Raw genomic sequence first — 15442 nt, 5'->3', positions numbered from 1 at the left:
TTCCACTATTAGAGGCAAGAGATTCTGAAGGGCCCTGTCCAATGTTCAGCGAAGCGAAATCTGCCCTGCCTTGGGATCTAGCCGATCCCAAGTCCATGCGATCAAATTTTTCGTCCGCCAGCTTCTACATCGTTATCGATGGGTTGGAGCATCCTGTTGTCCAGCAAACAGCCAAGGCCATTAAGCTCGCATTGTCGAGGGCCGAAGGTGTGAAAGTACGGGGACCGTTAGCTCTACCCACTGTCCGTCGTAGACATGTGATCCTCAGAGAAGCTCCATGCAACAACTCCCGTGGTCTGTACTGCGCGAACGCAAAGAGGATCAGGAACGTTCTCCTCGTAGTCTCGCCGACATCCGAGTCCATAATGTCGCTCGTAGCCCTGCCACTGCCGGCGACAGTGAACATCAAAATCGAATCGTACGAGAGTCAGTACGATTTGAAGGAAGCCAACTGATGGCTAATGGTTTTGCACACTCCATGAAGCACTCCAGCATTTCAGTTTTGGAAACACCAGAGCCGGATTGGTTTAAAACCAGCCCTCAGAAAGGAACCTGGGCCAGCTGGCTCATACATGGGAATCACTATGGAAGCCTGGTCGAGCTTGGGCCTAAAACGCCTCTGAACTCCGATCGCGGCGACTTCTTCATTGTTTTGAGCGGCTGCGTTGTGGCTTTTGCTCTATCGCCTGATGGTCAGAGCAAGTCGATATTCGTCGACGCGTTGCGCCGCGGCGATATGATCTGGCCACTGCAATCCAAGCAGGTGCGGTTTGCCTATGAAACACGTAGCACCACCCATCTGCTGGCAGTTTCTAAGGCCAAGTATGAAGAGTTCATGAAGGCAAATAGTTACAGTGAAACGGTGCTGATGGCGGCCGAGCTGAGCTTGATGACCAAACACTCCCAAGCAGCGCAATTTCTCTTCGTCAAAGACCTGGACCGAATCAAGCGTGTGATTTCGGTTCTGGTCGAGCACCCTGACGCAAGACCCACTCCAAAGGGCATCGAAGTACAGGCAAGCAAGGACGAGATTCGAACATTAGCAGGTGTAGAGCGACGGTCTGGCAGCCGCGCTTTCAAAGCTCTGGAAGACGAGGGCTTACTCAGGTTCAACGGGTATAAGACCTTTTATTTCCAGCAGACAGCTGAGGTTACAGCATGAGGAGTGGATCGAACGTGGCCGTCAGCAAAATCGCGGCGTATGCAGAAGACCCCGCCAAGTTTATCGCTGCTGGTGGTGGAGCATACAACCCCCGACTCGCGAGAATGGGCACTGCCGCCCATGGCCGAATTGGCGCGGGCCCGAACATCGCTGCCTTCGTCACAGTCGTCGTATTGATCGTGGCAGCCCTGGTCTACTTCAAGATCGTGAAATTCTAGATGAACCTCATTCTTGCCATCATCGCCGTAGCAGTGGTCCTGTACCTCATTCTGCGGGCAAAGGCACCACTCGACATCTACAAGCAGTTTTCGCTACCGGCTGGGAAATGGACCATCCTCGGTTCCGACCTGGGGAAAGGCCACCCTCGAAAGAGACTGGGTGCATTTGGGGTGGGAGGAGAGCCTGATGTGATCTTCCGTGGGAAGCACACCAGCCAGATCATTGTCGGGGAGTTTAAAAACCGAAACTACAAAGGGTATGTTCGGCGAAGAGAGTATTACCAAGTCTTGCTCTATATCGGATTGGCGCGGGAGGTCTACGGGGAGACCAACGTCATAGGCCTACTGAGTTTCAGAGACGAATGTATTCAAATTCAGTTTGATGAGCCCGTGTTCCGGGCTCTGATTGGTATCCGAGGTGAGGTTCCGATCTCACTCAAGAATCGGAAACCCAAGGATCCTAGACCGCTCCACAAACGCATGAATGTCGAGCCTAGGAACCGGAAGATCCGGTTCCCTCGTTAGCATCACGACACCTCGGCCAGCCGGTCGAAAGCTGGGAAGTACAGTACCTTTTTGACCGGCAACGTAATGCCAGCATCTTTCACCGCGCGTTCGTATTCTTCCATCTTGGATCGATACCGCTCAACCTCACGAGCCACAAAAGAGTCCTCTGACATGCCCTCAGGGCACGCTGGCGTCTTGTAGTCACTGATCCAGTAGAACCCAGCATCTTCGAACGGCCGATCCAGATAGCGATGGACCCAGCGCCCGTTGCGATAAGCACTGACCTGTACCTCATGGCCGCTTCCCGGCCGCTTTTTCAGAATCCATTGGCCATGAACGCTATTCACTGTGTTCACCAACAGCGTCAGGATGCGTGAGACAGCAGCCGGAACTTCGGCGGCAGGATAGCCCTCACGGCGCAGGACTGATGCAACGGCTTGGGCTTTGGAGCGCACCTTCGCTTCATTCCATTGATCGACGCCCTGTTTACCAATTTGCTCTACAAACCAGTGATACACGATACCAATCGTCTTGGCTCGGTAGTCACTCCCCTCCTCTTCACGCAACTCGTCATTGAGTTCGCTTTCAGTCGGGATCTGGTCATTACTAGCAGCTGGAATGAATACTGACTTGGGCAGTTGAACCTTGAAGCCGGCGTCCAGGCGAGCTTTTGATGGCACCCCTGTATCCTTTTCAGCAGCAATCGGGAATGCCGGCGCAACAGCCTTTACTTGCTCACCAATCGCTGACCACAAGCACTCCGCGATCGAACCAGAGGCTGGTTTAATTTCCTTCTCTTTCAGATCTTCACCGTCCACAGCAGGCAAGCGGTCGACGGTGACAAAGAGATGGCAATTCTCCTTGGCACGAGTGGTGCCCACATATGCGGCCCGACATACCTCATCAGACATATCTTTACGGACCATTTTCCCGACGAAGCTGAAAAGTCGGCTTTCTGGTGTTGTTGAGTCCAGGTCACCAAGGTTTGGCACCACCGAAAACACGCCCGCCATTTGACGGAAATAGAACAAGGGAGCCGTGTCGTTCGCGCCACCACGGTTTAGGCCTGGAATGAGGACATGATCAAACTCAAGCCCCTTGGAGCCATGCACCGTCATTACAGTGACGGCACCAGCCTTGGGACTGGCGTAAACCTTGTCAATCGCGCGGAAGAAGGCTTTAGGGTCAACAAGATCTCCCGTTTCAGTGTGAGCGGAGAGCAGTTTGAAGATCGTCTCAACGTCATCCATCTCACCCCGTGTCACGGTCGCAGGACCACCGAGGGCAATCCAGGCAGATTTCACCGCCCATGCCAACTCGGTGCCCCGGCTTGAGCGTCCCACGCCATCCAACACTGCCAGAAGTGCTTGAACGCGAGAAAGTCCGTCCTCTGAAAGCTCGGCCTGTACCGTCTCGGAGCGAAGCGCGTGCGTAATCACGCCATGCCCACGAGCTACTACTAAGCAATCAGACCAGCTCAAGCCCACGAATGCCGCCCTCAAAAGGGCAAGCCACGAAACACGATCTGCCGAATGCCACAGGGCTCGGATCAGGGAGATTACCTCTGAAACTGGAGCAGCCTCGCCGATTGGATCGATATCCTTGCCACGGACTTCGATGCCAGCTTCCTTCAACATCGGCAGGATAGCCTTCAGGTGTGAGCGCCCCCTCACCAGAATGGCGATCGATTTGGTCGGGTCTTTCGCCAGCACATCTTGAATGACTTCAGTTACTTCTTCGGCCTCACCGAGTCGGCCTTCAGCAATCGGATGTACGTGTACCCCTCCCTCCCCTTTGCGAAAAGGAACAGACGGCACGAATTTGTAGGCAGAGTCTTTGAACACTTCTGCGTAGGTTTCGTTGTTCCAATTCACAACACCAGGGAGGGAACGAAAGTTTACTGTCAGCCGCAGAATCTCCATCGTTTTCGGGCCAAACTGCTTCGCTTCGACAATGGAAGTGAACAGATTTAGATCTGCTCCACGAAAAAGATAGATCGACTGGAATCCGTCCCCGACCATTGCGATAGAGCGATGGTCGTCCTGCTCCCAGTTCTCAACCAGCAGCTTGAGTAGGTCGTACTGTGCCTGGTTGGTGTCTTGGAACTCATCCACCATGATGTGAAGGATGCGGTCTTCTTCGAGCAAGGCATCACCCACGGATTCCCCAGCACCCAGTGCCTGAATAGCCCGCTGTGCAATTTCTGGGAAATCCAGCGAGTTAGTCCCTTCCATTGACAGCGTCAGGTTGGCAAGCAGATAACGCAGGATCACCGTGAAGTGCTCGACCATTTTGCTTGAGCGATCCGGGTAGACCAGCTCTGGCAGCGTGGCCAGAACACCCAGCGCAGATGCGAAAGAATCGGCACATCCGCTGGTTTTGATGTCGCCGAGGATCTCATTCATTTCGACAGTGCAAAAATGCTTGGCTGGGAAGCCATTGGTCGCGTTGACCTTGGCCCGAACAGTTCCCGACCCTGTCAGCATGTAACTGGCGAACTGGCCCAAGTAGCCAAGATTTTCTGCAGTCGCCTTCAACGGTGTTGGCTCTGCCGCCCAACCGAAGCCTTCAAGGACCCCTGAGGCCGTCTGGAGACATTTCATCGCTCGCTCAAGGGCAGAGTTTGAAATGATAGTGACTGCTTCCTCAGCCGCCTGCAGGACGACTGAGCTCACAGCCTCCTGCATGGCAACTGAGTCAAGGGACATGATACGGCGGGCCCACTGGTCACGCTTAGCCAGAAGAGACTCGAACATCGGCACCAGTGTTTCAAAACGGTTTTTGGCGAATGAGAGCACCGACTCCAAAGCCTCGGAGAGAGCTTCGGGGATGTCAGGGTCGTTGACAGACTTGAGCGTTTCGAGAACTGCGTGGCGATAGATCAGGGAGGCATCATCGGTGGTCTTACCTCCCCCGAGCCCTGACATGATTGGTGTTTTGCTGGCCAGCGCCGCGCAGAAGCTGTCGAAGGTCATGATACGAAGACGGCTAGGGTTCAGCAGAAGGTTCCACCCCATCTCTTTATCACGGTCGAGAACCAGACGTGCCAAGCGGTATTGAGGCAACTCATGCTGCAGGGTTGGCTCTACGCCCGTGGCGGCTTGCTGCAACGCACCGATTACCCGTTCCACAATCTCGGCTGCTGCCATATTCGTGAAGGTGATAGCCAGAACCTCTTCTGGACGCTCAACCACTGTAAGGCACGACAGCAAACGCATTTGCAGTGTCGAAGTCTTCCCGGATCCCGCTGGGGCCAACAGCAGTAGTGAACGGCGAGGATCAATAGCCTGCGAACGAGCCAGTGCATCGTCGATATCGAGGCCGCGAATGCCTGCAAAAATAGGGTCCAGGTGTGGAAGTGCTGTGAAGGATTCGTAAGCGGTCATGTGCAGCTCCTAATCAGATACCTCCAGAATAACGGCGTGGTTATGTGCCACCAGCTACCTGTGGATCTGATTCATCAATCGGTTTAACCGTCATCAATTGGCGATGTAAAAGTCTAAAGATTTCGCATGCGGAATCTTTTGAGGGGCGGAATCCCCTTCTTGATTGCTAGCGGGCAAGCGGTGCGATGTACTCGTAGCCCAACGGGTATTCGCTGGCACCAAGGTCAAGTTCCGCTCTGCCTGCCATGAATCCCGCGCTCATTGCATTCAACTGCTTATCCCAAGCGTCTTTCTGAGCGTCCCACTTGTCACCGGTATCTACGTCCTCGGATCGAGGCTTTTTACCTGCAACCAGAGACGCGGCGAAATTTGACCGGGCGTGGTAGCCAAGTGACTTTTGATTGACCTGCGCGAGCACAACCCCATCTAGAGGCTCCAAGCCGTCCACGCTCGAATCCACCTTGGTGGCGTAAATTGGCAGCTGGGGCTCGGTGAGGGTGCCAGCGTTCAGGCTGTTCATTCGCATCTCTTGACCGCTTTTGTAGTCCAAGACAGCAATACGGATCTCGGTCTGTTCCTCATTGAGGAAAATACGATCGCGTCGATCAAGCGAGACTGTGAGCGGCACATCACCCACAAAGATGTCGTGTCGCTCCTCGAATCCAATTACCTCGAATTCAAACTCACGGCGTTTCTCGAGATCCAGCCATTCCAGGCACAGATCTACAATGCGGCGTTGTTCAAGCGCGATCAGCTTCATGCCAAAGCGCCAGATGAGCTTATAGAGACGCTCCTCAGAAGCAGCTTGCGTATGCTTTTCAACCTCGGCTTTGAGGTCTGCCAAGCTGAAGCTCTTAAGTGCTTTAGAGGTGCGCACGGCTAGCCAAAACTTCTCAAGCACTAGGTGGACCATCGTTCCTTGGATGCGTGGGTCCAGGCCAATCACTGGCTCTGGGAACATGTCCGCCCGCAGACGATTACGAACGAACGAGAAAAATGGGGACTCTGCGTAATCTTTGAAAATTCGGACGCCGCCCTTGATGTCGGTCAGTTCCATTGGCGAAATCGGGGGAACAGTTTCCGGGTCATAGATCTCTCGATTCAGCTGACCCATAAGATCGTCGAGGAAGTCTCCTTTGGTTTCGAGAGTTGGGGCGACGCAAGGCCATGCCCCCAAAAGCTCGCTTGCGCCGATGGAGGCGCCTTTCTCGTTGTGGCTTGGGCAAGAGGCCGTCACATCATCGCTGGCACTCAGAAGGGCTCCAACTACGGACTGCGAATAGCTAAGCATGCCTTCGCTTGACGCCTCGTAGATCCCAGCGTCGATTTGCAGTTCAGTAGGGATGAACGGTGAAGGTTCTGCGCGTCCGGGGAGAACGCTATTGGACGCACCCAGTACCCATAGAGCGTCGAAGCTCAGGCCGATCGCATCTTCGTATCCCAGGATCGAGACTGGAGCGACATGGCTGATCCGAGGTTGAAACTGGCGGGTATCAACGATCTCGCGAAGCCACATGAAAGCCCTCTCGTACTGCACAGTCCCGAGCTGAGCATCCAGTGTGCGGAACAGCGCCAGCGCCTCGACCCACGCATTCAGGGTCTGAAAGTTCGCACTATCGAGTTCGTTTTGTCCCGGCCAACCCATATCGTTGAGAGTTTCACTTACGTGATCAGCCCATTCAGAAGGGTAGCGGCTCTGTTCACCATTCAGAAGTTTTTCCAGCACACCCCCAAAGCGCTTGCGAAATTCCGGAACCGCCTCCCCTTTGTAAGCACCGATGGCACGGAGGAAATCTTTACCTCCCATATTCAGGCCCATGTTGTCCCGGAACCAAACATCGAGCAAAGAGCGTGTTGCGGATTCACCGATATGGCCAGCAATCCACCGAGACCGCAATACACGACTGAATGTCTCCGCGTCAGCCTTGTTAGGGGTGATGGAGAGCAGGTCCATCGCAGCACGGATCATTGGGCGGCTGCCAAGGGTCGCTCCGCTTGAAATGTCCCACGGTGCTCGCGTTTCGCCGTCGGCTCCGGCAGGAAGAAGCGAGCCTGGGCTGGTGTGCAGACTCAGTGCATCCAGCAACGGTCCTTTGTAGGAGCGAATATCGGGAACCACAATGGCTAGGGATGGAGCCGCGTGCGGCGTCTCAACGAATGGAGACAAGTGTTTTGCCACCCATTGGGCGACCTCCAGCAACTCACTGGCGCCGTTATGACTGCGAATCAGCTTTGGAGCCGCTTTGTCCCCCTCCGCCGACACGCTCGTAATTTCCGCACCTGCTACCTGCAGTGCGTCAAACAAGGCCTTTTCTGCCGGGTTTAGATCCAGCATCCCCACAATCACGATCTTTTCTGGGATTTCGACCTCGCCAGATTGGACGGCACGAAGCAGCAAGGAAGGGAGGTGCGCGCGGAATACATACTGCTTAGCTGAGCACACCGCATTGATCTGCTCATGCCACTGATGGAATGCTTCAAATTCTTCTTTGAATCGGAAGCGATCCCGGTCCATTTCAATGCGGTATTTATGGACCAACGAGTAAGCCACACCAACGCGGCGCGCCGCGTTGGTCGAAGAAATCATGTTTGCCGGCAGGAGGCCTGACGCATCGATTACAGACTTGACGGTGGCCAATTCTTGAACTGGAAAAAGCAGCTGTTCATCCGGCATAAGCGCCAACCAGCTTGATTCGATCCATTTTGTAATAGTCATGATCTTGCCTTTGGCAAACCATGCTCGTTTACCGTCAACAGCTTGAAGGGCAGCAGCCTGAAGTTTGATGTGACGTGCGACACGCTCGGTCGACGCAAGCACGACGGTGCCGTCAGTGAGGTTGGCCAGGTGATTGATAAATTTCATGCGGGTCGCTCTCCGTTTTCGATACAAACAGATTAACGATCTATCGGTGTGCCACCACCCAAAACAGCCCATTCAAAAAAATGCGCAAAACACCCTAAAAATGGGGCTGTCGCTTGCCACTATTAAGGTATCCGCTCTTTGCATGGTTACTACCTATGTCGCAATCGAGTTTATCCCAGGACACAGCCTCGGCTCGTGGGCATTCACAACTCTCACGTTTCGGCCTGGTCTACCAGCCGGTATTTGGCATTAACGGCACTGACCGAAACGTCGTCGCTTTCGAGGCGCTTCTCAGAATCACCTCTAACGGCGTTCAACAGGGCCCGGCTGAGATCATTGCTCGGGCTGAATCCGATGGCTCCATTGTTGAAATTGACCGCTGGGTCCTCAGTGAGGTAATCAAGCTCCTGAAATCCAGACCCGCTCTTAAGGTATGGATCAATGCCAGCCAGCTATCCATTGGCCATCCAACGTTTGTGGCTGACGCACTCCATACCCTGATTGCAAACCAAGTTTTGGGAAGGATTTCTTTCGAAGTCACCGAAACAGCCAATGTGGACGCGCGGATCCTCGCAAAACGCCTTGAGGTTCTTCGTCTACAGGCACTGACGGTTCTTGTAGACGACGTGCGCGACGGTTATGCAAAACGATCACTGCTGTTAAGTGACGCGGTGGCCGGCTGCAAGCTTTCACGAGAGTCAACTCGATCACTGATGACTGATGAGCACGCTCGTGTAGATGTGCAGAGGCTTGTGGAGTTGTGCCGGCGGCACGGAAAGCAGGTAGTGCTCGAAGGCATCGAGACAAATGAGGAATTGGATTTAGCCAGGCAGCTAAACATCACCCTCTGTCAGGGATTCTATCTGGGCATGCCAGCAAGCCCATCTGATCTACTTCAGCATCCTCAGATGCGTCCCCGGGCCTAAGGAACGCACCTGGTCAATATCACTTAACGTACATAGTCCAGCTGGGCATCATTGATACGGCCTCGGGTTTCCAGCCACTGCTTCATTTCTTCACGCGTAGCGGCACCGGAGTTGACCCACTTCATGGCCGAGTGCGCCATCGTCACACGCTTCTGAGAAGCCATTTCGTTCATCAGTTGCGGCAGCTTTTCAGGGCCATCTGCGATGATTTGTCGAACGGAGTTGGTCACATAAAGCGATTCATAGATCGGCAACGGGGCGCTGTTGCTGTTACCTCGACGAAAAACGTGTTGCCACCACATTCCGCGCAGAACCGAAGGCAGGATTCGGGACAGGTTAGGGTCTAGCAGCGAGTTCATTCGTGTCGGGATGTCGATCGCGCTATCAGCGTGCAACGTTCCAATGACACTGTGCCCCAGCGATGCCGCGAGCACTGCAGCGTTCGCAGTCTCCGGATCGCGGATTTCACCAACCATGATGGTCTTGCGGTACTGACGAACGAAGTCACGAATTGCTTCCTGGAAGGAATCAACGTGGGTACCCACCTCGCGCTGAATCACGCCCCCGCCTGTAAATTCAACTTCAATAGGGTCTTCGACCGTTCCAAGGTTGCCGCGAATGGCGCGCCCCAGTCGTTCGATCGCCGCGATCATTGTTGTCGACTTACCAGAACCCATCTGGCCAGCGAAAATTGTAAGCCCAGAGCCCATCAGTAGGCTCTTAATCGCGTTCCAATCAAGACCGAGATCTCGCTCAATTTGCGGGATCTCGCGCATAAGCCGTCGCATGGTGATGATTTGACCGCCGGCAGAATCCGCGAGGATGCAGCGGTACCGTTCACCGTTGAAAGGGATCGTAAAGTTCGCGGCCTTTCGTTTATTCGCTTTCCCCTTCTCAGAAAGCATACGATCGTAGAAGTCGCGCCATGGGCCTGGTGGCTTCATGATTTCGAAACGGCCAAGGTTGTCTTCAGCCTCAAGACTATCCTTGTTCAACGTGATGTTGGTCGCTTCTTCCACCTTCAGTGGCTTCTCTTCCGTGTTCGACTTAATCAAGCTCACGGTGCTCTCCTAATACAATTGAACGGGTCCGCTTAGCCGCGGATCGAGATCGTTACGCCGGATAGCGTGAGCAACGAATCGCTTTGCACCAAAGCACTCGTCGTCAGGCTTGTTGGGTTTTGCAAATTCGAGAAGGCAAGCATTGCGGTATTCGCAAGTCGTGCACTCGGGGTTGTTGTTCCGACGCAGCTGGCGGCGGAGGTATCCCAGCCTTTCGCGGGAGCAAAGGATGTCTCTGAAGGTCGTGTTCGGTTCCAGAATGTTCCCGAAGGAATGTAGGTATTCCTTCCAGCCGTCCCGATAGTTGGGGAGAACCATATCCCCGTTCGGAAGCAGGAAAAGGGTCTGCCCAGCCATGTTGCTCATGGCGTTTCCCTTCACCTTGTCGACCGCGAAATGAGCTTCCCCGATGGCCGGCGCTCTAATACCGCGCTCGCCCAGCTCGTACCAGTAGTCGAGCATGTCAATCATGAAGTCATTGAACCCCTTCATGGTTGGTGCCAGTACGTCGTATTTGCCGGGGACGTCGTTCTGTTCATTGAGCATGAAAGGGAGCCAGCCCGACTCCTCGATACCAAGCTCGCGGAGTTTATCCAGTGTCGGTCGTGGCCCCTGCGTCAGGAGATCAGAATTGACGACGCTGATCGTTGCGACCTTCAAGCCGCGCCTGATTGCCTCGGTGACTTTGAATTCCCATTTTCGGACATAGTTGCCAGAGCGCATGTCCCCATCGTAGGAGGTCTGAACGTAGCCATTGCAATGCTTCTTCCAGAGGGGCTCCCAAACATCAAGGTCAACGCCAAGCATCGACGTCAGCATGACGTGACGAACTTCATAGCCGGCGGATGCTGGAAATTCCTCAGACATCACCTGGACGTACCCCTCAAAGTACTCAGGCCCGGCCGCGGTCGGCTCGCCGCCATAGTTGTACGCAATGATCGTGCGACGGCTAGGCTGCTGCTCCTCGAAATACTCGTGGATCTTCCTGCATATCGTCCGCAAGTCATCGAGCGACATCACACTCTTGTCTGCCCGTTGCTCTTTGCTCAGATAGCAGTGTTTGCAGTTGTACGGGCAGTGCAGCGTGGGCATCAGAGTGAAGACGAAATAGCCGTTCTCGATGGTGTCTGGAGGCCGGGTTTCGTCATGGAGTGAGAAGTTACTGTTCACGTACTGCACGAAGCGTCTCCTCATCGATTACAAATCGGCCGTTTCCAACCTTGTTGGTCGCCTCGGTCAGGGATTCAACCCGTCGAAAATAGGGTGATGAGGTTTGCTCCACGAATAGCGGCGTCGATTCTAGGTGACGGTCGAATTCGACCTCTTCCGGGGTCTTTTCTCCGCTTCCTGGGCCCTGTTTTTTCTCTAGCTTGGCGATGGTCTCGACGCTGAGTAGCTTTTTGCCCGCACCGAATACGATGCGCGCCAGCAAAGGAATAATGGAGAAAAAGCTTGGAGGCTTGGCTTGGCTCATTCTCAACCCACCGCAATCAGGTTGCTGCCCATAGCGCGCTGACGCTCTAGGACTGACTTCGGAAGAACACCCTTCTCTTCCACCAGGTGTCGAACATATTTGATAAACGTCTTGAAGCCTGGGCACTCGTCCTTCTGATTCCATTGCTCATGGAGAACACCGCAGTTCGCCTGACAGAGCACACGCTCATCACAAGACCGGCAGACGGCCGGCAGGCGTCTCGCTTTAGCGACCTCGCGCAGGTAGCTTGGGGAAGTCAGGACGTCGTGGATGGTGGTGGTGAATTCAACCTCAGTAACTCCACCCACCCCAGCTGCCTCTCGGGTCTCAAACACATTGCCGTGCGAAACGTAATCGTTGGTACCGCCCTTTTCGATGCAGCTGATGGTTCGGCCGTCAGAGTCAATGTCCAGCGCACCGGCCACGATGGGGCACACAACATCATCAGAAGGAATGTTGCGGTAAACCGCATCGAGCCAGGACTCGCATGGATTGATCCATAGATCATCGATGACGTCCCGCTTTTCGAGATACCAGTCCATCAACTCCATGTAAAACAACGACGTCGCGGCGTGCTTAGGCTGGATCAGCTTTGCGTTCAGGTCGCCGTCACCTGAAGGAATGAAGAATCCGAAGTGGACTTTGGTGAACCCCAGCGCGAAGAGTTCTTCCATCATGGCAGCAGCACCAGCCTCGACCACCGGCTTAACGAGCGCCGTAGTTACTGCAAAGTCCTTCGGGCCATAGATATCCGGTTGCCGGGACTCATCCATCAACGTTGTGACGTTACTGCGCCAGATCTCTTCTTGGCGGCGTTTGGTGAATCTTGTCGAACGCTCGTAAGAGGTCGACACCTTGTCGAACAGCCTTGCGACATCGAGCGCCTCCTTCGTAACCAGATTGGTAACGATCGAGAACGAAACGTCCTGAGGGATCTGCGCGAGCAAGATCTTGGCTTTCGGGAGGGCGCTCTCAAAGAATGGAACACCGAGCATGGAAGGCTCACCGCCGATCACGTGGATGTCGACATGGTTGTAGCGCTGAGAGAAGTTATGATCAGCCTCCATGTGCTCGAGGATGCCCTGCACCACGTGCAGAAACTCCGCCTCGCTCATATCAGGGCTCTTATCCTTCTTGTCGGACAAAATGTAGCAGTGCGAGCAGCGCAGCTGGCAGCGGCGCGTCACATTGATTTGAAACAGGAACGTGCGCCGCCCCGTCTCGCCAATTGAGGTTAAGCCTGGCTGCATTTGAACGTTCCTACTGAGGTAGCGGTTCGAAGGTCGTCGACGCGAGCGGACTCATCGACAACTTCCGGCTTTTCAGCTCGCGCCTGGCCAACATGCCAATACGCCGGGCCTGATGCATCGATGAACGATGAAGGGTGACTTGTGACGATCACAGAACGGGCGCTAATGAACTCCAGCTCCCGATGATTGAATAAAACTCGATTCAGCCGCCGAGTCAGATATTTCCAAGCAGGGTTGAGGCCAGCAAAGTCACGCTGGCCTTGCCGCACCGGGAAGAGGACCTCACGGTGTCGCTCACCTCGAATATGGCCGCGACTTGTCTGAAGTGCAGCGTCCTCGAGCAGCTTTACCTTCCCTGTAACCCTACATGCGGTACTCAAAATCGATAGGCACTCTGCTAACGACTTTGCCTTCGGCAAGCTTGGGAATTGATTCGCAACCTCGCGGCCGAGGCTTTCATCCCATGTGTTAAAGATTGCCAGGGCATTCGCGGCATAGTCAGGATTGGGCCATGATTTGAGATCCAGCGTGTCGGGGGCAATGACCACGCGCTTACCCTGCGATGCGGCCTTCAGAGCGGCGCACAGAGCAACGAGCGGATCATTGCCGACAATCAAGATATCTGGCCGGAGAGAGCCGTAGATCCCGTCCAGGAACGCATCAAGGATGCGCAGTGCAATACCCACTCGTGAAAGGGTTACAGGTGCGGTTATAAGCGCATCTCTGAACTGAAGCCGCCGTAACGGCAGGTACGCACTACTCAACGCCAGTCATTCCCGTATCTCTTGCGGGGGTAGGCCCGCATTACATTCTCTCGATAGCCGAACTGGCCTATCAGCGTGTAGCGCGCCTTATCACAAAGGATTTCAGACACGCTATGAACCCAACGCGGGTTCGTGTTGATCAGCCAGACAGCAGTTCCATGGTTCGGTGATACCGCGGCTTTAACGTTCACTTTCGAGCTGTCGATCAAGCCCCCCATCTCATCGATGTCACCCTCCCCCAAGAGCAGCTGACCACCATCCTCGGGGGTCCAAATCTCGTCGGACAGGTAGACGATCACCACTATCTGCATGGGATCGTAGGAGTCGTGATGCCAGCCCATTGAATCGCCGCGCTTCCCGCGCTGTAGCATCACGTTCGTCCTGCTCCAATCCCCCATGTGGGCCCTGAAGTGCTCGGTCTCCTTTCCCAACCCGATCTGCTCCATTGGCCCGAGGTAATGCAACGGAACGGAAAGGCTTCTCGAAGGATCGTCCTCTTCCCAGCTTGCTACATCTGGACTCCCAGGCTTGTCCGCTTCGAAGTGATCAGCTTGTGCGAAGCGCAAAAGCTGGTCGGCAACAGATTTAGAAATGGAGCTTACAGCGAACCCGTCCCTGTACATCGAATTCAGGTGCTTCAAAATTCAGCCTCCAAATAAGCGGCAGTTTTTGCGCGATCGAGCCCGGCAGACTTGATGTTTTGATGGCGGATCTCGATCCGATTCATCCAATCCTCGACGTCCTGAAGCCCATGTTCAGAAACCCCTTGATCGATGAGATTGAAAAGTGCCTTCCAGCTTATGCAGTGCTGGCTCTTTCCATACATTCCGCGGCCCTGCGCCGCCGACTCAAACATGCAACCACCCTGGCACTCAGAAAGAAATGGACACGATCGACAGCTCTCATCGAGCTTTGCTGGGCGCTCGCTCAGCATGGAAACCATCTCAGAGTCCCACACGCCGTTGAGTGCATTCCCCAGTTTGCCTATCCCTCCATCTGCCATGTCCTGGCACACAAAGAGGTCCCCATTTGGCTCAAGGGAAAGTGATCGCTTTGTGCAATCGGATTGAAACGCACAAGCCGCGCCGGCAAGCTGGGCTTGCCCCCGCAAGCTGCGCAGCCGCGCCTGGGTCAGGTAGAAAAATGGTTCGACAATGATTGGGAGCCGCATAAACCACTGCTTAAAGCCCCTCAAGAATGCGTCGCGAGTTGCCTCCGCACCTTGTAAAGCTTGTCCCGGCATCCCACCTTGGAACAGGGGACGCAAAGTGAGCATTCGCTGATCGCGTGCACACAACATCATTTGGCGCTCAACGCCCGCCAGCCCTGCTTGGTCAAGGACGTAAACAGCGCCGGGCACACTCCTCTCCTTCCGCAAAGCGGTGTCCGCTTCGCGCCAGATGAGTCGATACTTGTCTGAAGAACCATTGACCGTGCGGATGTCACTCATATCGTCGACTGAGGTGCCGATGCGCCCCTCGAACAGGTCATACAGTCGCTTGGCGCGAGTAGGCGAACCGATCAGGTTGCTCTGAACACCGTCGACGAAGCCAATGCCTTGTGCTGCGGCTTTTCCCCGCAGATAGGTGACGCACTCCAGGAGCTCAGAGTGAGGAACGGTGAGGATCTCACCGCCAATATATTGAGCGGTCAGGTGCGTAGGGGCTGTGCCTAATTTTGACAACCCGTCGCTAAATAGGAAATCTATAGCGCGCTTGAAATCAGCCGGCGTCATTCGAGAAGCCTGTGAATCCTGCCAGCTGCTGCAGTACCCACAATCAGCATTACAGGCTTTGGTCATGCGGATGTGCAGTGTCATTGGAGCGATCAT

The 15442-nt window shown here is 54.6% G+C and carries 14 protein-coding genes; 5 read left to right on the top strand and 9 right to left on the bottom strand.

The genetic code is table 11. From position 1 onward, the window contains the following. Positions 1-41 precede the first annotated feature (41 nt). From AC07V9_RS07470 to AC07V9_RS07455, 4 genes are read left to right on the top strand one after another with little or no spacing between them, the layout of a single operon-like run. The gene (locus AC07V9_RS07470) at positions 42-455 is read left to right on the top strand and encodes a 30S ribosomal protein S10 (protein ID WP_495015090.1); all 414 of its coding nucleotides are present in this window, start codon (positions 42-44) and stop codon (positions 453-455) included. After that, positions 455-1162 (top strand): Crp/Fnr family transcriptional regulator, encoded by a 708-nt coding sequence (locus AC07V9_RS07465; protein ID WP_495015089.1) that lies wholly within the window; start codon positions 455-457, stop codon positions 1160-1162. The genes AC07V9_RS07470 and AC07V9_RS07465 overlap by 1 nt, the downstream gene beginning before the upstream one ends. 14 nt (positions 1163-1176) lie before the next feature. Beyond that, on the top strand, positions 1177-1380 hold the full coding sequence (locus AC07V9_RS07460; protein WP_495015088.1) for a hypothetical protein: 204 nt from the start codon (positions 1177-1179) through the stop codon (positions 1378-1380). Next, positions 1381-1905 (top strand): hypothetical protein, encoded by a 525-nt coding sequence (locus tag AC07V9_RS07455; RefSeq protein ID WP_495015087.1) that lies wholly within the window; start codon positions 1381-1383, stop codon positions 1903-1905. A gap of 2 nt (positions 1906-1907) precedes the next feature. Here the strand turns inward: AC07V9_RS07455 and AC07V9_RS07450 are convergent, their stop codons facing one another. Next, positions 1908-5273, bottom strand: coding sequence for a UvrD-helicase domain-containing protein (locus AC07V9_RS07450; RefSeq protein WP_495015086.1), 3366 nt, complete (start codon positions 5271-5273; stop codon positions 1908-1910). Between the two features lie 166 nt (positions 5274-5439). Beyond that, positions 5440-8136 (bottom strand): PD-(D/E)XK nuclease family protein, encoded by a 2697-nt coding sequence (locus tag AC07V9_RS07445; protein ID WP_495015085.1) that lies wholly within the window; start codon positions 8134-8136, stop codon positions 5440-5442. A gap of 155 nt (positions 8137-8291) precedes the next feature. Between AC07V9_RS07445 and AC07V9_RS07440 the strand changes: the two genes are divergently transcribed. Continuing rightward, on the top strand, positions 8292-9062 hold the full coding sequence (locus AC07V9_RS07440; RefSeq protein ID WP_495015084.1) for an EAL domain-containing protein: 771 nt from the start codon (positions 8292-8294) through the stop codon (positions 9060-9062). A 23-nt stretch (positions 9063-9085) separates the two neighbouring features. On the opposite strand, the gene AC07V9_RS07435 is transcribed toward AC07V9_RS07440, so the two are convergent. From AC07V9_RS07435 to AC07V9_RS07405, 7 genes are read right to left on the bottom strand one after another with little or no spacing between them, the layout of a single operon-like run. After that, positions 9086-10123 carry an ATPase, T2SS/T4P/T4SS family gene (locus AC07V9_RS07435; RefSeq protein ID WP_495015083.1) on the bottom strand — a complete coding sequence of 346 codons (1038 nt, stop codon included), beginning with the start codon at positions 10121-10123 and terminating at the stop codon, positions 9086-9088. Between the two features lie 9 nt (positions 10124-10132). Then, a complete protein-coding gene (locus AC07V9_RS07430) occupies positions 10133-11302 on the bottom strand; it encodes a radical SAM protein (RefSeq protein ID WP_495015082.1) in 1170 nt (389 codons plus the stop codon). After that, positions 11283-11597 (bottom strand): hypothetical protein, encoded by a 315-nt coding sequence (locus AC07V9_RS07425; protein ID WP_495015081.1) that lies wholly within the window; start codon positions 11595-11597, stop codon positions 11283-11285. The genes AC07V9_RS07430 and AC07V9_RS07425 overlap by 20 nt, the downstream gene beginning before the upstream one ends. 2 nt (positions 11598-11599) lie before the next feature. Then, positions 11600-12847 carry a radical SAM protein gene (locus AC07V9_RS07420; protein ID WP_495015080.1) on the bottom strand — a complete coding sequence of 416 codons (1248 nt, stop codon included), beginning with the start codon at positions 12845-12847 and terminating at the stop codon, positions 11600-11602. Next, entirely contained in the window at positions 12832-13611 is a 780-nt protein-coding gene (locus AC07V9_RS07415; RefSeq protein WP_495015079.1) for a hypothetical protein, read from the bottom strand. Before AC07V9_RS07415 ends, AC07V9_RS07420 begins: the two co-directional genes overlap by 16 nt. Further along, complete coding sequence (locus AC07V9_RS07410; RefSeq protein WP_495015078.1) at positions 13608-14252, bottom strand: 2OG-Fe(II) oxygenase; 645 nt, start codon at positions 14250-14252, stop codon at positions 13608-13610. Before AC07V9_RS07410 ends, AC07V9_RS07415 begins: the two co-directional genes overlap by 4 nt. After that, positions 14249-15430 carry an SPASM domain-containing protein gene (locus tag AC07V9_RS07405; RefSeq protein WP_495015077.1) on the bottom strand — a complete coding sequence of 394 codons (1182 nt, stop codon included), beginning with the start codon at positions 15428-15430 and terminating at the stop codon, positions 14249-14251. Before AC07V9_RS07405 ends, AC07V9_RS07410 begins: the two co-directional genes overlap by 4 nt. Positions 15431-15442 lie beyond the last annotated feature (12 nt).

The sequence above is a fragment of the Pseudomonas sp. GW821-FHT02A11 genome, assembly GCF_059421985.1.
Note: the sequence above shows the minus strand (reverse complement) of the source record. Positions and strands in the feature narration are given on the sequence as shown.